This window comes from Cupriavidus sp. USMAHM13, from assembly GCF_001854285.1.
GTDB classification, from domain to species: Bacteria; Pseudomonadota; Gammaproteobacteria; order Burkholderiales; family Burkholderiaceae; genus Cupriavidus; species Cupriavidus malaysiensis.
On record NZ_CP017752.1, the window covers coordinates 3,109,686 to 3,131,148 of the forward strand.

At 70.1% G+C, this 21,463-nt stretch carries 18 protein-coding genes; 10 read left to right on the forward strand and 8 right to left on the reverse strand.

The annotated features are described in order from the left end of the window. Window positions 1–66 precede the first annotated feature (66 nt). Window positions 67–1,584, reverse strand: coding sequence for a CoA-acylating methylmalonate-semialdehyde dehydrogenase (locus BKK81_RS31855; RefSeq protein WP_071021335.1), 1,518 nt, complete (start codon window positions 1,582–1,584; stop codon window positions 67–69). Window positions 1,585–1,691: 107 nt separating this feature from the next. Between BKK81_RS31855 and BKK81_RS31860 the strand changes: the two genes are divergently transcribed. After that, complete coding sequence (locus BKK81_RS31860; protein ID WP_071021338.1) at window positions 1,692–2,660, forward strand: LysR family transcriptional regulator; 969 nt, start codon at window positions 1,692–1,694, stop codon at window positions 2,658–2,660. A gap of 27 nt (window positions 2,661–2,687) precedes the next feature. On the opposite strand, the gene BKK81_RS31865 is transcribed toward BKK81_RS31860, so the two are convergent. The 6 genes from BKK81_RS31865 to BKK81_RS31890 form a co-directional block, all read right to left on the reverse strand. Further along, window positions 2,688–3,764, reverse strand: coding sequence for a porin (locus BKK81_RS31865; protein ID WP_071021341.1), 1,077 nt, complete (start codon window positions 3,762–3,764; stop codon window positions 2,688–2,690). A gap of 114 nt (window positions 3,765–3,878) precedes the next feature. Then, window positions 3,879–4,856 carry a PDR/VanB family oxidoreductase gene (locus BKK81_RS31870; protein WP_071021344.1) on the reverse strand — a complete coding sequence of 326 codons (978 nt, stop codon included), beginning with the start codon at window positions 4,854–4,856 and terminating at the stop codon, window positions 3,879–3,881. A 106-nt stretch (window positions 4,857–4,962) separates the two neighbouring features. Further along, window positions 4,963–6,414, reverse strand: a complete 1,452-nt coding sequence (locus tag BKK81_RS31875; protein ID WP_442873407.1) for an NAD-dependent succinate-semialdehyde dehydrogenase — start codon at window positions 6,412–6,414, stop codon at window positions 4,963–4,965. Window positions 6,415–6,432: 18 nt separating this feature from the next. Beyond that, on the reverse strand, window positions 6,433–7,554 hold the full coding sequence (locus BKK81_RS31880; RefSeq protein ID WP_071021347.1) for an aromatic ring-hydroxylating oxygenase subunit alpha: 1,122 nt from the start codon (window positions 7,552–7,554) through the stop codon (window positions 6,433–6,435). A 105-nt stretch (window positions 7,555–7,659) separates the two neighbouring features. Further along, window positions 7,660–9,276 (reverse strand): BCCT family transporter, encoded by a 1,617-nt coding sequence (locus BKK81_RS31885; protein ID WP_269466463.1) that lies wholly within the window; start codon window positions 9,274–9,276, stop codon window positions 7,660–7,662. A 294-nt stretch (window positions 9,277–9,570) separates the two neighbouring features. Further along, the gene (locus BKK81_RS31890) at window positions 9,571–10,644 is read right to left on the reverse strand and encodes a tartrate dehydrogenase (RefSeq protein WP_071021353.1); all 1,074 of its coding nucleotides are present in this window, start codon (window positions 10,642–10,644) and stop codon (window positions 9,571–9,573) included. Window positions 10,645–10,745: 101 nt separating this feature from the next. Between BKK81_RS31890 and BKK81_RS31895 the strand changes: the two genes are divergently transcribed. Together BKK81_RS31895 and BKK81_RS31900 are read left to right on the forward strand one after the other, a co-directional pair. Continuing rightward, window positions 10,746–11,663, forward strand: a complete 918-nt coding sequence (locus BKK81_RS31895; protein WP_071021355.1) for a LysR substrate-binding domain-containing protein — start codon at window positions 10,746–10,748, stop codon at window positions 11,661–11,663. After that, complete coding sequence (locus BKK81_RS31900; RefSeq protein WP_071021357.1) at window positions 11,660–12,667, forward strand: PAS domain-containing protein; 1,008 nt, start codon at window positions 11,660–11,662, stop codon at window positions 12,665–12,667. Before BKK81_RS31895 ends, BKK81_RS31900 begins: the two co-directional genes overlap by 4 nt. 39 nt (window positions 12,668–12,706) lie before the next feature. On the opposite strand, the gene BKK81_RS31905 is transcribed toward BKK81_RS31900, so the two are convergent. Then, window positions 12,707–13,381 carry a TetR/AcrR family transcriptional regulator gene (locus tag BKK81_RS31905; RefSeq protein ID WP_071021359.1) on the reverse strand — a complete coding sequence of 225 codons (675 nt, stop codon included), beginning with the start codon at window positions 13,379–13,381 and terminating at the stop codon, window positions 12,707–12,709. Window positions 13,382–13,563: 182 nt separating this feature from the next. Between BKK81_RS31905 and BKK81_RS31910 the strand changes: the two genes are divergently transcribed. From BKK81_RS31910 to BKK81_RS31940, 7 genes are all read left to right on the forward strand, one after another. Next, complete coding sequence (locus BKK81_RS31910; protein ID WP_071021362.1) at window positions 13,564–14,838, forward strand: MFS transporter; 1,275 nt, start codon at window positions 13,564–13,566, stop codon at window positions 14,836–14,838. A 43-nt stretch (window positions 14,839–14,881) separates the two neighbouring features. Next, complete coding sequence (locus BKK81_RS31915; protein ID WP_071021364.1) at window positions 14,882–15,712, forward strand: cyclase family protein; 831 nt, start codon at window positions 14,882–14,884, stop codon at window positions 15,710–15,712. Between the two features lie 14 nt (window positions 15,713–15,726). Continuing rightward, complete coding sequence (fahA, locus tag BKK81_RS31920) at window positions 15,727–17,046, forward strand: fumarylacetoacetase (RefSeq protein ID WP_083384813.1); 1,320 nt, start codon at window positions 15,727–15,729, stop codon at window positions 17,044–17,046. A gap of 100 nt (window positions 17,047–17,146) precedes the next feature. Beyond that, a complete protein-coding gene (locus BKK81_RS31925) occupies window positions 17,147–18,079 on the forward strand; it encodes a LysR family transcriptional regulator (protein WP_071021370.1) in 933 nt (310 codons plus the stop codon). A 139-nt stretch (window positions 18,080–18,218) separates the two neighbouring features. Further along, window positions 18,219–19,472 (forward strand): D-amino acid dehydrogenase, encoded by a 1,254-nt coding sequence (locus BKK81_RS31930; RefSeq protein WP_071021373.1) that lies wholly within the window; start codon window positions 18,219–18,221, stop codon window positions 19,470–19,472. Between the two features lie 73 nt (window positions 19,473–19,545). Further along, window positions 19,546–19,920, forward strand: a complete 375-nt coding sequence (locus tag BKK81_RS31935; RefSeq protein ID WP_071021375.1) for a RidA family protein — start codon at window positions 19,546–19,548, stop codon at window positions 19,918–19,920. A gap of 62 nt (window positions 19,921–19,982) precedes the next feature. Further along, the gene (locus tag BKK81_RS31940; protein WP_071021378.1) at window positions 19,983–21,416 is read left to right on the forward strand and encodes an N-acyl-D-amino-acid deacylase family protein; all 1,434 of its coding nucleotides are present in this window, start codon (window positions 19,983–19,985) and stop codon (window positions 21,414–21,416) included. Window positions 21,417–21,463: the final 47 nt, after the last annotated feature.

A 21,463-nucleotide genomic window follows, 5' to 3' on the forward strand; every position in this document is an offset into this window, starting at 1 on the left:
ACCGGGCCCGCACCGGGCGGCGGCGCTGCCGCGCGGCGCGCGGCAGCGCATGCAGGCGTGCTGCGCTTACTTCGCCGTCGGCATGACGAACTCGGCGCCCTTCTCGATGCTCTCCGGCCAGCGCTGCATGATCGACTTCTGCTTGGTGTAGAAACGCACGCCCTCCTCGCCGTAGGCATGCATGTCGCCGAACAGCGAGCGCTTCCAGCCGCCGAAGCCGTGCCAGGCCATCGGCACCGGGATGGGCACGTTGATGCCGACCATGCCGACCTCGATCTGCTGGCCGAATTCGCGCGCCGCATTGCCGTCGCGGGTGAAGCAGCTCACGCCGTTGCCGAACTCATGGGCATTGATCAGGCGCACGGCCTCGGCCATGTCCTTGACCCGCACGCAGGACAGCACCGGCCCGAAGATCTCTTCCTTGTAGATGGTCATCTCGGGCGTGACGTGGTCGAACAGCGTGCCGCCCATCCAGAAGCCCCCGGCGCAGCCCGGTCCGGCCGAGGCGGGGTCGAAGTCGCGGCCATCGACCAGCAGCTTGGCTCCCTCGGCCACGCCGCGCTCGATGTAGCCGGTGATGCGCGCATGCGCCGCGCGCGTCACGATCGGCCCCATCTCGGCGGCGAGGTTCTCGCCGTCCAGCACCTTGAGCGAGCGGGCGCGCTCCACCAGGCGCGGCATCAGCCGCTCGGCGACATCGCCGACCAGCACGGCCACGCTGATCGCCATGCAGCGCTCGCCGGCCGAGCCGTAGGCCGCGCCGATCAGCGCGTCGACGGCCTGTTCGATGTCGGCGTCCGGCATCACCACCATATGGTTCTTGGCACCGCCCAGCGCCTGCACGCGCTTGCCGTGGTGCGCGCCGGTCTCGTAGATATAGCTGGCGATCGGGGTGGAGCCGACGAAGCTGAGCGCGCGCACGTCGGGGTGCTCGACCAGCGCGTCGACCGCCACCTTGTCGCCCTGCACGACGTTGAAGACGCCGTCGGGCAGGCCGGCTTCCTTGAGCAGGTCGGCGATCATCAGCGACGGGCCGGGATCGGTCGGGCTCGGCTTCAGCACGAAGGTATTGCCGGTGGCCAGCGCCACCGGGAACATCCACATCGGCACCATCACCGGGAAGTTGAACGGCGTGATGCCGGCCACCACGCCCAGCGGCTGGCGCAGCGTCCAGTTGTCCATGCCGGTGGAGACCTGGGCGGTGTAGTCGCCCTTCAGCAGTTGCGGCACGCCGCAGGCGAACTCGACGATGTCGATGCCGCGCGCGACTTCGCCCTGGGCGTCGGTGAACACCTTGCCGTGCTCGGCGGTGATGGCGTGGGCCAGCGCGTCCTTGTCGCGGTTCAGCAGTTCGAGGAAGCGGAACAGCACGCGCGCGCGGCGGATCGGCGGCGTGCCGGCCCAGGCCGGGAACGCCGCGGCCGCGGCGGCGACGGCGGCATTCACTTCGGCTACGCCGGCCAGCGCGACATGGCCGGTCACCTGCCCGCTGGCGGGATTGGTCACTTCCTGGCTGCGGCCCGAGGCGCCGGCGGTGCGGCGGCCGCCGATATAGTGTTCGATGGCGTGCTGGATGCTGGACATGGTTTGTGCTCCGATGGACTGTCTCTGCATCCAGTCTAAGAATCCTCCGCGCACGCGCCAAGCCCCGCCGTGGCAAACTGCTTGTTTATTTTTCTAAACAATTCATCGTGAAAGCCAAGAACAAAGAAGAGATCTGGGGCCATCTCCACTGGCTCACGGTGCTGGCACAGCAAGGCAGCTATACCGCCGCCGCGGCCTACCTGAACGTCACCAAAGGCGCCGTCAGCCAGCGCATCGCCGACCTGGAGCGCGCCGCCGGCGTACCGCTGGTGCAGCGCACCACGCGCAGCGTGCGGCTCACCGACGCGGGACAGCGGCTGGTCGAGGAGGTCGGCGCGCCGTTCGAGCAGATCGCGCGCAGCTTCGCCGGCGTGCGCGACACCGCCGGCGAGCCGCGCGGCGTGCTGCGCGTCACCGCGCCGGTCGCCTTCTCGCGCCAGCAGCTGGTGCCGCGCCTGGCCGGCTTCTTCGAGCGCTATCCGGACATCCGGCTCGAACTGGAACTGTCGGACAAGCTGCGCGCGCTGGCGCTGGAGGGCTTTGACCTCGCCATCCGCCACACCATGGCGCCGCCCGACACCCATGTGGCCTGGGCGCTGTGCCCCACCCGCAACGTGCTGGTGGCGAGCCGGGCCTACCTGCGCCGGCGCGGCCATCCCGCCACCCCGGCGGACCTGGCCGGCCACGACTGCCTGTACTACCCGCGCACGCGCGAAATCCCGGCCTGGCATTTCGTCGAGGCCCGGCCCGGCGCGGGCCAGGCCAGGCCGCGCGTCACCGTGCCGGTCTCCGGGCCCTTCTGCGCCACCAACAGCGAAGCACTGCGCGACGCCGCGCTGGCCGGCCTCGGCATCGCCCTGGTGCCGGACTTCACCGCGCAGTCGGCGCTGCAGGGCAACAAGCTGGTCGAGGTGCTGGACGAATGGCTGCCGGTCGGCGCCTTCCCGGACCAGATCTTCGCCATCCGGCCGTACGCGGCACATGTGCCGCGGGCGGTGTCGGTGTTCGTCGAATGGCTGCGGACGGCCTTGCAGGGGGGCTTCGCCCCGGCCGCGCGGGTGCGGCGGGAAGCCTGAAGCACCCGTCCCCGCCGGCTGCGGTGCTCAGAACAGGTGCCGGATGCCGGCCATCACGCCGACCCGCGTGGTGCTGTCCACCCCCGACAGCGGCTGACCGCCCCAGTACTCGGTCTCGCGCCCGACCGCCCCGCCACGCGCGCGCGTGGCGTCGGCCTCCAGGAACAGGCTGGTGCGCTTCGACAACGCGTAGTCGAGCACCGCGGCGACGCTGTCGGCCCGGCCGCCGCCCAGCCACACCGGCGTGGCCTGGAACTGCGTGGTGACGTCGCCGCGCTGCCGGTAGTGGTAGTACGCACCGGATACATGGAGCGCCGGAGTGAGCTGGTAGCCCACGCCGACGAAGCCGATGCCGAAGCGGGCGTCGCCGGCGGCTTCCCGCCGCCCCATGTGCCCGGCGTAGAAGGTGGCCTTGCCCAGCACATAGGAGGCGCCGGCCGAGTAGTTGTGCAGCGTGTTGCCGCCGCCCGCCACGCGGCGCTGGTCGTAGGCGACGCCGACCGACAGCGCTCCCTGCTGGAACATCAGCCCGCCACCGAAGGTGCTGCCGCGCGCCAGGCTGCCGGGCTGTCCGCCCAGGCCGTAGTCGAGCTGGACCGACACCGGCCCCAGCGTGTGCTTGTAGACCACGCTATGGTTGATGCGGTAGTCCTGGAAGAAGATGTCGCCGCCGGTATAGAGCGGGTCCGACCAGAAGTTGCCCCAGCTCTGGTCGAGCGGGTTGAAGGCCCAGCCGATATTGTTCAGCGCGTTGTACTGCCGGCCGAAGGTCAGGCTGCCCCAGGTGCCCGTCAGCCCGGCATAGGCCTGGCGCCCGAACAGGGCGTTGTAGGCGGTCCTGCCATCGTCGGTGCCGAAGCCGTTCTCCAGCAGGAAGACGGCCTGGTTGCCGCCGCCCAGTTCTTCCGTCCCCTTCAGGCCCCAGCGGCTGCCGCCGATGCCGCTGGACACCAGTTCGGCCTGGTTGTCGTGCCTGCCGTCGAGGTTCGAGGTATAGCGCACGGCGGTGCTGATGACGCCGTACAGTGTGACGCCGGGCTCCGCTTGCGCGGCGGCAGGCAGCAGCGTGCCCGCCAGCAGCCACAGGCTGGCTCTGTGTTTCATCGGTGATCTCCTCCGGATGCCGGCGGCCCGCGGGCTCGCATGCCATGGGGCGCCGGCTGTCTCTTCTGGTTCTTGGGTCCTGCCCCGCCGGCGCGATGGCCCGGCTCGCCGGCCTTACAGGTCGAGCACGATCCGCTGGCCCTTGGCCCGCGACACGCAGATCATCAGGCTCCGCTGCGCGCGCTTTTCCGCCTCGCTCAGGTACTGGTCGAAATGCTCGGCCTCGCCGTCGAGAATGCGGGTCTCGCAGGTACCGCAGACGCCCTCGCGGCACAGGCACTCCACCTCGGCGGCGTTGTCGCGCTCGATCGCCTTGAGGATCGATTCTCCCGGCGCCACCTCCACGGTCCGCCCCGAGCGCGCCAGCACCACCGAGAAGGCGTCGCCCGCCTGCGGCGGCGCCGCGAACTGCTCCCAGTGCACGCGTTCCGGCGCAATGCCGGCTGCCTGCGCCGCCGCGCGCACCGCATCGATCAGCGGCGCCGGTCCGCACACATAGATGTGCGCCCCGGCCTGCAGGCCGCGCGCCAGGCCGTCCAGGTCCAGCTTCTGGCCCAGGCTGTCGACGTAGAAGCGGGCCGTGCCCGCGCCGGCCTGCCGCGACTGCGCGACGATCTCGTCGCGGAACGCCCCGTGCTCTTCGGCGCGATAGGCATAGTGCAGCTCGTGCGACGCGCCACGCTTGCGCAACTCATGCATCTGCGACAGGAACGGCGTGATGCCGATGCCGCCGGCGACCAGCACGTGGTGGCTGGCCTGCGCGCTCAGCGCGAACAGGTTGTTCGGCGTGGTGATGGCGAGGCCGTCGCCTTCCGCCACCTTGTCATGGAGGAAGGCCGAACCGCCCTTGGACGCCTCTTCGCGGCGCACGCCGATCTGGTAGTGGCCCAGCTCGTCGGGGGATCCCATCAGCGAGTAGGCGTTGCTGTAGCGGCGCGCGCCGTCCTGCATCTGCACGATGACGTGGCTGCCGCCGGTGAACGGCGGCAGCGGCCCGCCGTCCGCCGCCGCCAGGGTGAATCGCTTGATCAGGGGAGTGGCGCGCTCGATGCGCGCCACCCGGACCTGGAGGGTCTGATAAGAATTGGCCATATTGCCGCCTTTCTGCCTGTCTTGATCTCTTGCCGCCCGAGCCGCCGCGCAGCGGCTTCCGGCGCTGTGCGGCGCTTTACGGCGCCTTCCGACGCCTTCCGACGCTTTACAGCGCCATGCAGAGGTACTTCATCTCCAGGTAGTCCTCGATGCCATGGCGCGAACCCTCGCGCCCCAGGCCGGACTGCTTGATGCCGCCGAAGGGCGCGACCTCGTTGGAGATCAGGCCGGTGTTGATGCCCACCATGCCGTACTCCAGTCGTTCCGCCACGCGCCACACGCGCTCGATGTCGCGGCTGTAGAAGTAGGCGGCAAGGCCGTAGATCGTGTCGTTGGCCATGCGCACGACTTCGCTCTCCGCATGGAAACGCACGATCGCCGCGACCGGCCCGAAGATCTCCTCGTCCAGCACGCGCATGCCGGGGCTGACCCCGGTGAGCACGGTCGGCTGGAAGAACTGCCCGCCGGCGGCGTGCAGGCCGCCGCCCAGCGCCACGGTGGCGCCTTTGGCCACTGCGTCCGCCACCAGTTCGCTCACCTTGCCGACCGCGCGCCCGCTGATCAGGGGTCCGATCTCGCTGTCCGGCTCCAGGCCGCTGCCGACACGCAACGCCGCCACCTTGGCCACGAAGCGGTCGACGAAGCGGTCATAGACGGTGTCGTGCACGTAGAAGCGGTTCACGCAGACACAGGTCTGGCCCGCGTTGCGGTACTTGGCCTGCAACGCGCCTTCGACCGCCGCGTCGACGTCCGCATCCTCGAAGACGATGAAGGGCGCATTGCCGCCCAGTTCGAGCGAAACCTTCTTCACCGTGCCCGCGCATTGCTGCATCAGCAGCCGCCCGACCGGCGTGGAGCCGGTGAAGGAGAGCTTGCGCACATGGGCATGGCCGCTCAGCTGGCTGCCGATGGCGACGGCGTCCCCGGTGATGACATTCAGCACGCCGGCCGGCACGCCTGCGCGCAGCGCCAGCTCGGCCAGCGCCAGCGCGCTGAAGGGTGTCTCGTTGGCTGGCTTGACCACCATCGTGCAGCCGGCGGCAAGTGCCGGCGCGGCCTTGCGCGCGATCATCGCGGCGGGGAAGTTCCACGGCGTGATGGCGGCGCACACGCCGATCGGCTCGCGCACCACCACCAGCCGCTTGTCGGCCGCCGGCGACGGGATCACCTCGCCGTAGAGACGCTTGGCCTCCTCGCCGAACCACTCGACGAAGGAGGCGGCATAGCGCACTTCCCCGCGCGCCTCGTGCAAGGGCTTGCCCTGCTCGCGCGTCATGATGAGCGCCAGGTCTTCCTCGTGCTGCAGGATCAGTTCGAACCAGCGGCGCAGCACGGCCGCCCGTTCCCTGGCGGTGCGCCCCTTCCAGCCCGGCAGCGCGGCGTGGGCGGCTTCGATGGCCGCCACGGCGTCGCCCGCGCCCATGCCGGGCACCGTGCCGAGCAGCGCCCCCGAGGCCGGATCGTGCACCGCCACGGTGGCACCGTCCGCGGCATCGGTCCACTCGCCACCCAGCATCGCCTGCTGGCGGAACAGGGCTTTGTCATTGAGTTGCATCATGCTCTCCCTCGCCACCGCTCAGCCCGCCTCGTATTCCTTGGCCACCTTGCGGTGGAAATGCACGATGCCGTGCTCGCTGATGCCGCTGCGCTGCCGGTCGACCATGATCCGGCCCTGGCCGCGATAGCCGCGCGACTTGAGGCCGCGCTGCACGCTTTCCACCAGGCGCAGGTCCTCGGGGCGGAACACGTCGCGGTACCACTCGACCAGCTTCTGCTGGGCCTCGGTCAGCTCCTTGTTGAGGAAGTAGATCTCGTAGTGCTGCAGCGTGACTTCCGCGCTGGCCGGAAACTCGTAGATCACGGTCATGAAGTCGCCGCCCGGCGGCACGTTGAACATGGTGCACGGCCACGCCCAGAAACCGCTGAAGCTGGGGTCCTTGATCGAGTCGTCGAGCTTGAACGACTTCTCCGACGACTTGGCCAGGCCGAACTGCAGCGTCCAGTTGCCGTGCAGGGTATGGGTGTACTTGTCCACCTGCACCGAATCGGAGAAGCCCGGGTGCGCCGGGCCGCAGTGGTAGCACTCCATGTAGTTGTCGACGATGCTCTTCCAGTTGGCCGGCGTCTCCGTGACAAAGCGGGCACCCAGGTGCAGGCGGTCGACCACCGGGCAGGCGGCGCGCAGGCGGGCCTCCAGGCCGGGCAGCTGCGCCTCGACGGTGCCGGCCTCCGGGTTCATGTTGATGAAGACGAAGCCGGCGTACTCCTCCACCTTGACCGGCACCAGGCTGGCCTTGCTCTTGTCGAAGTTGGGCACGTTGTCGCAATTGCGGGCCAGCGCCAGTTCGCCGTCGAGCTTGAAGGTCCAGGCGTGGTACGGGCAGGTGATCACGTTGCGCGCGCGGCCGCTGCCCGACAGCAGTTGGTGGCCGCGGTGCGGGCAGACGTTGTAGAAGGCGCGCAGCACGCCCTCGCGGTCGCGCAGGACGACGATGCTCTCGCCGATGATCTCGCGCGTCACAAAGTCGTTGGGCTCGGCCAGCTCGCTGCGATGGGCCACGCAGATCCAGCTGTCGGCGAAGATCTTCTCCTTCTCGTAGGCGAAGACCGACGGCTGGGTGTAGTACGAGGCCGGCAGGGTCCACGCGTTCTCCTCGTCCGCGCAGAAATTCTCGGGCAACTGTTCGATCGGCTTCATCAGTTCACTCCTCGGGTTAACCGTTAAATATTGTTTAACTTTCTTGCGTAAAAAAAATGCCTGGGCGGGCAGCGTCGCTTGCAGGTGCGGCGCGGATGCCAGCACTCATCCGTTGGCGATGGCGGTCTGCCGTTCGCCCGCGCCGGCCGGCTCGCGGCCATCGGCCGTGGCGGCGGACTCCAGCGGGGGCACGCTCTCGATCAGGTGCGCCGGCACATCGGCATAGTCCTGCAGCAGCCAGCGGAACAGGCCGAACAGCTTGACGGCCAGGATGGCCAGGAAGGGGATGGCCGTCAGCACCACCGCGGTCTTCATGGTTTCCAGCGAGGCCTTGGTGAACAGCATGGCCAGCGGCACCAGGGTCAGCATCACGCACCAGAACACGCGGCTGCCCGGCGCCGGGTCCTGCCCTTCGGCGAGATTGCGGGTCGTGGTGGCGGCCACCGCATAGGCCACTGCATCGACGTGGGCGGCGAGGAAGACGATCATGATGGCCAGGTAGACGGCGAGGAACAGCTTGCCGGCCGGCAGCGCCGACAGCAGCATCTCGACCGCGGTCTCGCCGCCGAACTGCTTCAGGATGGCGGGCACGTCGATGGTTCCCGTGAGGAACTGGTGCATGCTGTAGCTTTCCAGCGCACCGAAGAAGAACCAGCAGCCCACGCTGCCGCCGAGCAGCAGCGCATAGATGACCTCCTTGATCTTGCGCCCCTTCGACACACGTGCCACGAACATCGCCACGCCGGGCGAATAGGACACCCACCAGAGCCAGTAGAACACCGTCCAGCCGCGGCTGAAGGCGCCGTCGCCGGTGGGATCGGTGAACAGGCTCATGTGCACGTAGTTCTGCAGCATCAGGCCGAGGCCGTTGACGATGTTGTTGCCGGTGAACAGCGTCGGGCCGATGGCGAACACCACCGCGGCCAGCAGCAGCGCCCCCCAGCACACCATGTGGCTGAGGCGCTGCATGCCGCCATCGATGCCGATGTAGGAACTCATCGAGAACAGCACCGACACGCCGACGATGACGATCAGCTGCATGGTGAAGGTGTCCGGCAGGCCGAACAGGCCGGACAGGCCGCGGGTGAAGGTCGACGCCGTCAGGGCGATCGACACCGTGAGCGCACCGAACATGGTCAGCAGGAAGATCAGGTCGACCAGGCGGCCCACCGCGCCGGTGGCGCGGAAGCCGGTGACGGCCTCGACGACGGCGGCGAGGTTCAGGCCCTTGTTCTTGCGCACATGGAAGTGATAGGCCATGGCCAGCGACGGCAGCGCGTACACCGCCCAGGCGCTCAGGCCCCAGTGGAAGAATGAATAGCTGATGCTGTATTCCAGCGCCTCGCGCGATCCCTTGGGCAGGTTGAGGCCGGGCGACTGGTAGTAGTAGACCCATTCCATCACGCCCCAGTACATGGTCGACGAGCCCATGCCGGCACAGATGAACATGAACACCCACGACAGCGTGGAGTACTCGGGCTTGCCTTCGCCGAGGCGGATGTTGCCGTACTTGCTGAAGGCCAGCGCGATACAGGCGATCACGCAGCCGAACACGAAGACCTGGACCAGCGAGCCGAAGGAACGCGTGGACCAGTCGAACAGCACGGCAGCGGTGGCGGCCGCTTGCGCGGGCCAGTAGGTCGTGGCGACGACGGTGACCAGCACGGCGGCGAGCGTGCAGGCGGTCAGGAACCCGTCGCGGCGGGGCATGGATGTTTTCAAGTGGATCTCCTCCGGTGCGTCTTGGCGCACGAGTGTTCTGTAGCGGGCTTGCCTGCCGGTGGCCGCGGGTGGGACGGAATCGCGGCTTTCTGCTTCTGTCGATGCTTTCCTTGCTTTTTGTAAACCATTGGTTTACCGTAACCTTTGGTTTACGAAGCTAATGTAAGCACTTTTCCCGGCATGCACAAGTACCGATGGGGTATTCCCTGTGTTGGTGGCAGACGTGGTGATCCGTCGATGCCGCACGCCCGTTGGCGTGCGGCACCTCCGGCTCGCCGTGATGAGGCTATGGCGTCAGAGCGCCTCGGCGATCGCCTTGCCGACGTCGCTGGTGCCGGCGCGGCCGCCGGCATCTGGCGTCAGCGGCCCCTCGCGCAGCACGGTCTCGATGGCGGCAAGGATGGCATCGTGCGCCTGGCGGCCCGGCGCACCGCCAAGGAAGTCGAGCATCATGGCACCCGACCAGATCATGCCGATCGGGTTGGCGATGCGCTTGCCGTAGATGTCCGGAGCCGATCCGTGCACCGGCTCGAACAGCGAGGGGAAACGCCGTTCCGGGTTCAGGTTGGCCGAAGCCGCCAGCCCGATGGTGCCGGTACAGGCCGGGCCCAGGTCCGACAGCAGGTCGCCGAACAGGTTGGAAGCGACCACCACGTCGAAGCGCTCCGGCTGCAGCACGAAGCGCGCGCACAGGATGTCGATGTGCTGGCTGTCCCAGGCCACCTCAGGGTAGTGCGCGCCGACCGCGGCGGTCCGCTCGTCCCACCAGGGCATGCTGACAGCGATGCCGTTCGACTTGGTGGCCGAGGTCAGCCTGCGGCGCGGGCGCGCGCGTGCCAGTTCGAAGGCATAGCGCAGGATGCGGTCGGTGCCGTGGCGGCTGAACACCGACTGCTGCATCACCACTTCACGCTCGGTGCCCTCGTACATGCGCCCGCCCACCGCGCTGTACTCACCCTCGGTGTTCTCGCGCACCACCAGGAAGTCGATATCGCCCGGCTGCTTTCCCGCCAGCGGGCAGGGCACGCCCGGCAGCAGGCGCACCGGGCGCAGGTTGACATACTGGTCGAACTCGCGGCGGAACTTGAGCAGCGAGCCCCACAGCGAGACGTGGTCGGGCACCTTCTCCGGCCAGCCTACGGCGCCGAAGTAGATGGCGTCGAAGCCGTCGAGTTGGGCCTTCCAGTCGTCCGGCATCATGCGGCCGTGGCGCAGGTAGTAGTCGCAGTTGGCCCAGCCGAAGTGACGGACCTCGATGGGCAGGTCGAACTTGCGCGCGGCGGCCTCGACGACGCGCAGCCCCTCGGGCAGCACCTCGTTGCCGATGCCATCGCCGGCGATGGCGGCAATGCGGAATGGTGTGGTCATGTTGGCTTGTGCTCTCTGTCTCTGTGCAAGGAACACAGCAAGCTTGCCAACAAACCGCTCGCGGCACAGCCGCCTTTGCGTGGATACCAGGAGTACGAATCGTGAACAATCTCCCGCCGCTCGACGACCTGCGCGTGTTCCTGCTGGTGGCGCAGCGCGCCAGCTTCATCGCCGCCGCGCAGGAGCTGGGCAGCTCGCCGGCCTATGTCAGCAAGCGCATCAAGCTGCTGGAACAGGTGATGGGGGCGAAGCTCCTGCACCGCAGCACCCGGCAGGTCTCGCTCACCGAGAACGGCGAACGCGTGCGGCGCTGGGCGCTGCGCATGCTCGACGAAGTCGGACAACTGCTCGACGATGTCTCCGCCGCCGGCGGCACGCCGCGCGGCCTGGTGCGCATCGGCAGCAGCGTGGGCTTCGGCCGCCGCCATGTGGCGCCCCTGCTGTCCAGCCTGAGCGCGGCCCATCCCGGCCTGGAGATCCGCTTCGACGTCTTCGACAAGCTGGTCGACCTGATCGCCGAGGGCATCGACCTGGACATCCGCATCGGCAACGAGATCGCCCCGCACCTGATCGCGCGCCGGCTGGCGCGCAACTGGCGCGTGTTGTGCGCGGCGCCGGCCTACCTGGCCGTCCACGGCCGGCCGCGGACGCTGGAAGACCTGTCCACGCACAACTGCCTGGTGACCAAGGAGCGTGACCATCCCTTCGGCGTCTGGCGCCTGGGCGGACCGGACGGCCAGCGCAACGTCAAAGTGCGCGGCACGCTGTCCTCCAACCATGGCGAGATCGTGCACGGCTGGGCCCTGGGCGGCCGGGGCATCATGCTGCGCTCGCTGTGGGACGTGCGCGCCAGCCTGGCCGCCGGCACCCTCGAGCAGGTCCTGCCGGACTACCGCCAGGATGCCGATATCTGGGCGGTGTATCCTTCTCGGCTTTCGGGCTCGGCGCGGCTGCGTGCCTGCGTCGAGTTCTTCGAGAGGCATCTGCACGAGGCCTCGATCCAGAATGCCGGGCCATGACTGAGAACAGCTTTGCTTTCCGCCTGAAGGAACTCCTCGAACACAAGAAACTGACCTTGCAGGCCGTGGCGACGGCGCTGCAGGTCTCGCGGCCGGCGGTGCACAAGTGGACCAAGGGGGGCGAGATCGACTACGAGAAGCTGCGCAAGCTCGCTGCCTTCCTCGGCGTCAACTGGATCTGGCTGCGCTATGGCGAGCAGGCCCGGCGCGAACTCGACGACGCCGGCGCCGTGACACTGCCGATGACGGACGTGCGGCGCCGCTATACCGCCGAGATCATGGAAAGCGAGGCCCGCATGAAGCTGGCCCAGGAGGGCGCGCGCATCGTCACCTGGGAATGGAACCTGGTCACCGACGACGTGGCCTACTCCGCCAATGTCGAGTCGGTCTACGGCTGGCATATCGACAGCAACGCCAGCTTCTGGAAGCACGTGCATGCCGACGACATCGCCATGATGAACGCGGCCTACGAGGAGTCGCTGCGTACCGGGCATGCGCACGAGTTCGACTTCCGGCTGATCCAGCCGGACGGCAGCATCCGCTGGATCTCCTCGCGCGCCACGCCGATGCGCGAATTCGACGGCCGCATCGTCAAGATCGTCGGCATCAGCATGGACAACACCGCGCGCAAGCTGACCGAGCAGTCCCTGCGCGACCAGCAGCAGCGTTTCCAGGTGATGTTCGACCTGGCGGCGGAAGGCATGGCGATCCTGGACACCGGCCTGCGCTGCGAGTCAGCCAACCTCGCCCTGGCGGCCATGCTGGGCACGGACCGCGAGGCGCTGCTGGGCGCCGGACTGGCAAGTGCCTTCGCCGATGGCGGCGGGCGGCTGCGGCGCATGCTGCGCGGCAGGCCCCAGGCCGATTTCCAGGCCGAATTGCTCGCACCCGACGGCACCGCGCTGGCCGTCGGCGTCCGTGCCACCCTGGTACGGAACGCGGACAGCGACACCACCGGCGATCACGCCAGCGGGTACTTCGCCGTCGCCATCCGCCCCGCCTGAAGCGGCGCTGCCGCCCTCCCCGGGGGCCGGGGAATCCGCTCAGTCCTGCCGCGCCCCGGCGCGGATGCCCGCCATGATGAAGGTGACCAGGTAGGCGGTCTTGCGCCGCAGGTCGCCCGCCTTGACCTTGCCGGCGGAGATGCGCTCGATGCGGCTGTCGAACACGCTCGTGACCAGCGCGCCGACGGAGAACAGGTAGGCCCAGTGGGCGTAGCCGGCAGGATGGCCGGGCAGGACCTTGCGGATCGCGCGCACGAACTCCTTGGCGAACGGGTCGAAGTAGTCGGTCACGATGCCGCGCTCGGACTCACGCGGATCCGAGGCTTCGCGCGCGACCAGCTTGGCGTAGGCGATGCCGGGCGCGCTGTCCTGGATCCGCATCACCGGTTCCACGAAGGCCCGCACGATGTGTTCGAGCGGGTCCTCCCCTTCCGCTACAGGCGCGTGCAAGGCGGCCAGGCGCGCTTCCAGCACGGTCTTGCGGCGCTCGAACAGCGCCCGGTACAGCTTGGCCTTGGTCTCGAAGTGATAGACGATCAGCGGCAGCCCGACTTCGGCCGCGGCAGCGATATCGCGCATCGATACGCCGTCGAAGCCGCCTTCGGCGAACAGCCGCTCGGCGGCGTCCAGCACCCGCTCCCGCTTGCTTGCCTCCGGCGGTGCCGGCACCGCGCCCGGCCCGGCTGCCGCCCTTGGCGCTTTCTTGCCTTGCATGCTGTCTCCGCGAAAAGAAGTCCCGATTGTAGCGAACGATGCCGCCGCCGCGGCCGGCTCCGCTCCCGCCCCCTCCGCTTCCTTCCTCCCCCGGTTAACCCTAGTACATAAACTGACTGTACGATCGTACAGTGCGTGCACCGAATGCGCCGGCACACAGCCGGACCTGACGAGGAGAGATCGTGGCCCCCACCCCGGCATCCCTGAAGTGGCGCGTGTTGATCGGCTGCTTCCTCAGCTACCTGTTCGACGCGGTCGACATCATCATCCTGACCATCGCCATGCCGGCCATCACGGCCTCGCTGCAGATCACGCAGGCCCAGGCCGGCCTGCTGGTCACGGCCACGCTGCTGGGCATCGGCCTGAGCAGCGTGGTGATGGGGCGGCTGGCCGACACGCTGGGCCGCCGCACCGCCCTGCTGCTGTCGCTGGCGAGCTTCGGCGTGCTGACCATGGCCATCGCCGGCGCCACCGACTGGCGCCAGATCCTGGTGCTGCGCTTCTTCTCCGGGCTGGGGCTCGGCGGGGTCTGGAGCACCGCCGCCGCCCATGTCAACGAGACCTGGCCGGCACACCAGCGCGGGCGCGCCACGGCTTTCGTGCTCAGTTCCTTCTCGGTCGGGGCCAGCGTGGCCGCGGCCGCCTCGGCCTGGCTGCTGCCGGCGCACGGCTGGCGCGTGCTGTTCTTCGCCTGCGGCGCCGCAGTAGCCATCGCCATCGCCTATGTCTGGCTGCGCGTGCCGGAATCGGAGGTCTGGCTGGCGCAGCGCCGCATGAGGGTATCCACCACGGCGTCCGCCGCGGGCGGCCCGGCCGGCGCCAGCCTCGCCGAGCTGTTCGACCCGGCCTTGCGCCGCATCACCGTGCTCGGCACCGCCACCTCGGCGCTGGCCCTTGCCGCCTACTGGGGCGCGACCACCTGGCTGCCCACCTTCCTGGTCAAGGAGCGCGGCCTGGACGTGGCCACCATGGCCGGCTTCGTGGCGGTCCTCAATCTCGGCATGTTCCTCGGCTACAACGCCTTCGGGCTGCTGGCCGACCGCATCGGCAAGCAGCGCGCCATCATCGTGTCGCTGCTCGGCACCGGTCTCACGCTGCCCCTGTATGCGATGACCACCGGCCACGGCGCGCTGCTGCTGCTCGGCCCGGTGTTCGCCTTCTTCATGGCCTTCGCCGGCCTGGTCGGCGCCTATTTCGCCGAGCTGTTCCCGACCCGGCTGCGCGCCACCGGGGCCGGCTTCTGCTTCAACGTCGGCCGCGGCATCTCGGCCTTCGCGCCGCTGACGCTGGGCTCGGTGGCCGGCGTGCTCGGCTTCGCCAACAGCATCGCGCTGTGCGGCGCGCTGTTCCTGCTGGCCGCCGCCGTGGTGGCCCTGCTGCCGCGCGATGCCGCCGGCGCGGGTTCCCGCCCCCGCAGCGCTGCCGGCGCACCGGCCGATGCCTCGCTCGATTCCTGATCCACCCGACACCCTCTCCCGCCATCGCCAAGGAGCACCGCCCATGACCCGCCGCTTCGTCGACCTGTCGATCTACCTGGAAAACGATGTCGTCTCCGATCCCCCGGGCTTCGGCCCCCGGATCGAATACCTGTCGCACCGCTCCACCGCCGAGCAGGTAGCGTCCTTCTTTCCCGGGCTGCGGCCGGCCGACCTGCCCGACGGCGAAGGCTGGGCCATCGAGCAGATCCAGCTCAGCACCCACAACGGCACCCACCTCGACGCGCCGTATCACTTCCACAGCACCATGAACGAGGCGCTCGGCGAACGCGAGCGCTCGACCACCATCGACGAGGTGCCGCTGGAGTGGTGCTTCCAGCCGGGCGTCAAGCTGGATTTCCGCGCCTTCGACGACGGCTACGTGGTCACCGCCGCCGACGTCGAGGCCGAGCTGGCCCGCATCGGCCACGTGCTGGCGCCGCTGGAGATCGTCGTGGTCAACACCCGCGCGGGGCAGCGCTACGGGCATCCCGACTACGTCGCGGCCGGTTGCGGCATGGGACTGGAAGCCACCATGTACCTGCTGGAGCGCGGCGTGCGCCTGACCGGCACCGATGCCTGGAGCTGGGACGCGCCCTTCGTGCACACGGCGAAGAAGTACGCGCAGTCCCACGATGCCGCGCTGATCTGGGAAGGCCACAAGGCGGGGCGCAATATCGGCTACTGCCACCTGGAGAAGCTGCACAACCTCGAGGCGCTGCCGCCGCACGGCTTCTACATCTCCTGCTTCCCGCACAAGATCCGCGGCGCCTCGGCGGGCTGGACGCGCGCCGTCGCCATCTTCGACGACGCGCTGAACGCGGCGGGCGGGTTGAGCGCGCCACGACAGGCATGACGACAGGCATGAACATGGAACTGAACCACACCCACGACGCCTCCCGCCGCAGCTGGCTGGACGAGGCCAATGCGAGCGATACCGACTTCCCGCTGCAGAACCTGCCGTTCTGCGTGTTCCGGCGCGGCAACAGCGCTGAAGCCTGGCGCGGCGGCGTCGGCATCGGCGACCGCATCGTCGACCTTGCCGCCCTGCTGCAGGCAGGCTGCCTGCGCGACCGCGCCGCCGAGGCTGCCGCCGCCGCGGCCGGGACCACGCTCAATGCCCTGCTGGAGCTGGGCCCCGCCGCCTGGCAGGCACTGCGCCACGAACTGTTCGCCCTGCTGCTGGCCGGCAGCGCCCGCGAACAGGCCGTGCAGGCCATGCGTGCGGCGCTGGTGCCGCAGGCGCAGGCCGAGTATGCGGTGCCGGTGCGCATCGGCGACTACACGGATTTCTATACTTCGCTCGACCACGCGGTGAACTGCAGCCGCCAGCTGGGCCTGGAGGTCAGCGCCAACTTCGACTGGCTGCCGATCGCTTACCACGGCCGGGTCTCGTCGATCGGCGTCAGCGGCCAGCAGGTGTTCCGGCCGCTCGGGCAGACCCGCGCCAGGCCGGGCGCCGCCCCCGTCCACGAGCCGTGCCGCCGGCTCGACTACGAGCTGGAACTGGGCGCGGTGATCGGCACCGGCAACGCGCGCGGCACGCCGATCCCGCTGGCGAACGCCCAGCAGCACCTGTTCGGCCTGTGCCTGCTCAACGACTGGTCGGCACGCGACATCCAGGCCTGGGAGATGCAGCCGCTCGGCCCCTTCCTGGCCAAGAACTTCGCCACCACGGTCTCGCCCTGGCTGGTCACGCTGGAAGCCCTGCTGCCCTACCGTACCGGCTGGTCGCGCGCGCCGCAGCGACCGCAGCCGCTCGACTACCTGCGCTCCGAAGACAACGCCCGCGCCGGCGCCTTCGACATCCAGCTCGAAGTGTCGATCCAGAGCGCGCGCCAGCGCGCACGCGGCGGCCAGCCGCATGCGCTGACCCGCACCAGCTTCCGCCACCAGTACTGGACGCTCGGGCAGATGATCGCGCACCACACCATGGGCGGCTGCAACCTGCAGCCCGGCGACCTGCTTGGCAGCGGCACCATCTCCGGTCCCACCGCCGGCGAGGCCGGCGCGCTGATCGAGCTGACCGTGTCGGGCACGCAGCCGGTCGAGATCGGCGACGGCGAGCGGCGCGGCTTCCTGGAGGACGGCGACACCGTCGTCTTGCGCGGCTGGTGCGAACGCCCCGGCTTCGCGCGCATCGGCTTCGGCACCTGCCACGGCACCGTGGTGGCGCCACCGGCGGCCTGACAGCACGGCGCCCCCTCCGCTCCGACCGGAGGGGAACCTCCGGCGCCGCGGCCGCCATCCGCTACACTGCGGCCAGACCGACCGCCCTCCCCGCCGCGCCATGCGCCTCCGCCACCTCGAGATCTTCCATGCCGTGATGCGCACCGGCTCGCTGAGCCGTGCCGCCGAGCTCCTCTTCATCTCCCAGCCCGCCGCCAGCAAGGTGCTGGCCCACGCCGAGCGCGACCTCGGCTTCAAGCTGTTCACGCGCGCCCACGGCCGCCTGCTGCCCACGCGCGAGGCGGAACTGCTGCACGCCGAGACGGCGCACCTGTTCGCCAACCTGGAGAACGTGCGGCGGCTGGCGCGCAACCTGAAGCGGCATCCGGAGGGACACCTGCGCATCGGCTGCCTGCCCAGCCTGGGGCTGAGCCTGATCCCGCAGGCGGTGCGCGAGTTCCGCCAGCGCTGCCCCGGCGTGTCGCTGGAAGTGCAGACCCGCCACGGTGACGAACTGCTGGCGCTGGTGCTGTCGCGCGAACTGGACATCGCCGTGGTATTCGATCCGCCGGCCCGCGCGGGCGTGCACGCCGCCGAGCTGGGCCGGGCGGCGGTGGTCTACCTGGGGCCGCCGGCCAGCGCGCCGGCACAGGGGCCGGTGGCGCTGGCCGGGCTCGACGACCAGCACTGGATCGGCATCGGCAACAGCGACCCGCTCGGCGGCCTGATCGCGCAGGCCTGCCACGACCTGGGGCTGGAGGAGCGCACGCCGATGGTGGAGGCACGCACCTACTACGTGGCCGCGGCCCTGGCCGAGTGCGGCGTGGGCTACGCCCTGGTCGACCAGTTCACGGCCCAGTTCGCGCTGCGCGCCAGCAAGGAGGAACTGCTGATCCGGCCGCTGGCGCCGCCGCTGTCGGTAGGAGTGGCGGCCATCTATCCGGACGGGGCCGCCTCGTCGCACGCGCTGGAAACCCTGCTGGACGTGCTGCGGACCCGTTTCGGCGAGGCGCCGGGCGACGGTGCCGGCGCGGCGTCCGCGCCGACTGCATAACCTCAGGTTATAGGGTATGCGCTAATCGTCATTTGAATCGCGGCGCCGCCTCGTCAACACTGTCGTCCTGCGTGGCCGCCCCGGCGGCCGCTGCATCGGAATGGGATTGGCACTGGTATCTAGAGGCGGGAGGCAAGACATGCGGGTATGCGTTCTGGGCGGCGGCGTGGTCGGCGTCGCCAGCGCCTATTTCCTGGCGCGCGAGGGGCATACCGTCACCTTGCTCGAGGCGCGCGACGGGCTGGGGCTGGAGACCAGCCTCGCCAACGGCGCCCAGCTCAGCTACAGCTACGTGGCGCCGCTGGCCGATCCGTCCGTGCTGCCCAAGCTGCCCGGCTGGCTGCTCGACCCGGATTCCGCGCTGCGCTTCGTGCCCCGCCTGGACTGGCAGCAATGGCGCTGGTGCCTGGCCTTCCTGCGCGCCTGCCGCGGCAGCGTAGCCAGGCGCGTCACAGCCGAACTGCTCGGCCTGGGCCAGCTGAGCCGCGCCCGCGTGCACGAGCTGGTCGAGCGCGAGGCGCTCGCCTTCGACTACCAGCGCAATGGCAAGCTGGTGGTCTACCGCGATCCCGAGGCCTTCGCCGCCGCGCGCCGGCAACTGGCCTACCAGGCCACCCTGGGCAGCCATCAGCAAGCGCTCGACAGCGCCGCCTGCGTGGCGCTGGAGCCCGCGCTGGCCGCCCTGCGCGACAAGCTCGCGGGCGGCATCCACACACCGAGCGAGGAAGCCGGCGACTGCCATGCCTTCACCGTCGGCCTGGCCGACGCGGCCGCACGCCGCTTCGGCGCGCGCATACGCTGCGGCGTGCGCGTGGACGGGCTGCGCCGCGAAGGCCGCCGCGTGGTGGCCGCGCAGACCAGCGCGGGCGACATCGAGGCCGACGCCTTCGTGGTCTGCGCCGGCATGCGCAGCGTGTCGCTGCTGGCGCCGCTGGGCCTGCGCCTGCCGATGTATCCGCTCACCGGCTACAGCCTCACCGCGCCGGTCGACCCGGCGCGCCACCTGCCGCCCGCCCTCAGCGTGACGGACCTGCATTACAAGGTGGTCTATGCCCGCCTGGGCGGGCAACTGCGCGTGGCCGGCATGGTCGACCTGGTGGGCCGCCATGCGCGTGCCGACCAGCGCCGCATCGCCCTGCTGACGCAGCAGGCGCGCGAGACCTTCCCCGGCGGCGCGGACTTCGACGCCGCCGCCACCTGGTGCGGCGGCCGTCCGGCCACGCCGGACAGCAAACCCCTGGTCGGCGCCACGCCCTACGGCAACCTGTGGCTGAACACCGGCCACGGCGCGCTGGGTTTCACGCTGGCCTGCGGCAGCGCCACCCTGCTGGCCGATGCCATGGCCGGGCGGCCGGCCGCGCTGGACCTGTCCGCCTTCGCGCTCGGGCGCTGACGCGCTCCGCCCCTCATCGCGGTCCCATACCAGCCCCGGGCAAGCACACCAGAAACCCGCCAGCAAACCCATCATGAAACAGATCATCGACACCGCCTTGCCCCGCTCGCCCGCCCCCGTGGAATGGGCCGTGCTGGGCAACGGCATCCTGTTCACCACGCAGATCCCGCTCGGCGCCGACGGCGCCGTGGTGGCCGGCGGCATCGAGGCGCAGGCGCGCCAGACGCTGCGCAACCTGCAGCAGACCCTGGAAGCGGCCGGTGGTACCCTTGCCGACCTCACCCAGGTCGTCGTCTACGTCACCGACCGGGCCGACCTCGCCGTCTTCAACCGCGTCTATGCGGAAATGATCCCGGCCCCCTACCCCAACCGGGCCGCCATCGTCACCGCGGGCTTCGGCCGCCCGGAGATGCTGGTCGAGATCCTGGCCTACGCCGCGCCAGGCTGAAGGACCAGCGCCCACGCACCACCGCCGGCCCCCACGCCGCCCCCTCCCGGAGAGCCTCCCCCATGCCAACCTGCGACCTGCTGTTCACCCATGCCACCCTGATCGACGGCACCGGCGCCGCGCGCCGCGCCGGCGCGCTCGCCGTCAGCGCGGGGCGCATCGCCGCCGTCGGCGACTGCGCCGGCTGGCAGGCCGCGCGCACCATCGACGCCGGCGGCCGCGTGCTGGCGCCGGGCTTCATCGACGTGCACACGCACGACGACAGCGCGCTGCTGGCCGATCCGGCCATGGCGGCCAAGACCAGCCAGGGCGTCACCAGCGTGATCGCCGGCAACTGCGGCATCAGCATCGCGCCGCTGGTGCCGCGCCACGGCCTGCCGCCGCCGCTGATGCTGCTGGGCGAAGCCGCCGACTACCGCTTCCCCACCGTGGCCGACTACCGGCGCGCGCTGGAAGCGGCGCCACCCAGCGTCAACGTGGGACTGCTGGTGGGCCACAGCACCCTGCGCGCCGGCGCCATGGACGACACCGCGCGCGCGGCCACCGGCGCCGAGATCGAGGCCATGGCGGCGGCGCTGGACCAGGCCCTGCGCGATGGCGGCCTGGGGCTCAGCACCGGGCTCAGCTACCCGGCCAGCCGCGCCGCGCCCACCGCCGAGGTGGTGGCGCTGGCGCGCGTGACGGCGCGCCACCCGGGCGCGCTCTACACCACCCATATGCGCAGCGAGCGCGACCAGGTCGTCGAGGCCGTGGGCGAGACGCTGGAGATCGGCCGCGAGGCGGCCATCCCGGTGGTGATCTCGCACCACAAATGCATCGGCCGCCGCAACTTCGGCAAGACCACGGTCACGCTGGGGCTGATCGACAAGGCGCTGGCCACGCAGGACGTGGCGCTCGACGTCTACCCGTACACCGCCAGCTCGACGGTGCTGCTGCCCGAGTTCGTCGGCGAGGCCGAGCGCATCATCGTGACCAGTTCGCAGCCCCATCCGGAACAGGCGCGGCGCGACCTGTCGGCGATCGCCGCCGACTGGGGCGTGTCGCTGGAGGACGCCGCCGCCCGGCTCGGCCCGGCCACCGCGATCTACTTCCAGATGGACGAGGCCGACCTGCGCCGCGTGCTGTCGCACCCGCGCACCATGATCGGTTCGGACGGCATTCCCGGCCCCTACCCGCATCCGCGCCTGTGGGGCAGCTTCCCGCGCGTGCTCGGCCACTACGCGCGCGAGCTGGGCCTGCTGACGCTGGAGGACGCGGTGCGCCGCATGACCTCGCTGCCGGCGGCGGTGTTCGGCCTGCCCGGACGCGGCGTGCTGCAGGCCGGCTATGCCGCCGACCTGGTGCTGTTCGATCCCGGGCGCGTGATCGACCGGGCCGACTACGACCAGCCCTGCGAGCCCTCGGCCGGCATCGACGCCGTCTACGTCAACGGCCTGCAGGTGTGGGGGCCCGAGGGCGCGAGCGGCGCCGCCGCTGGGCAATTCCTGCACCACTGAACAGTGCGCACGGCGGGCCGCCGGGACACCCTGCACGCCCCCTGCAC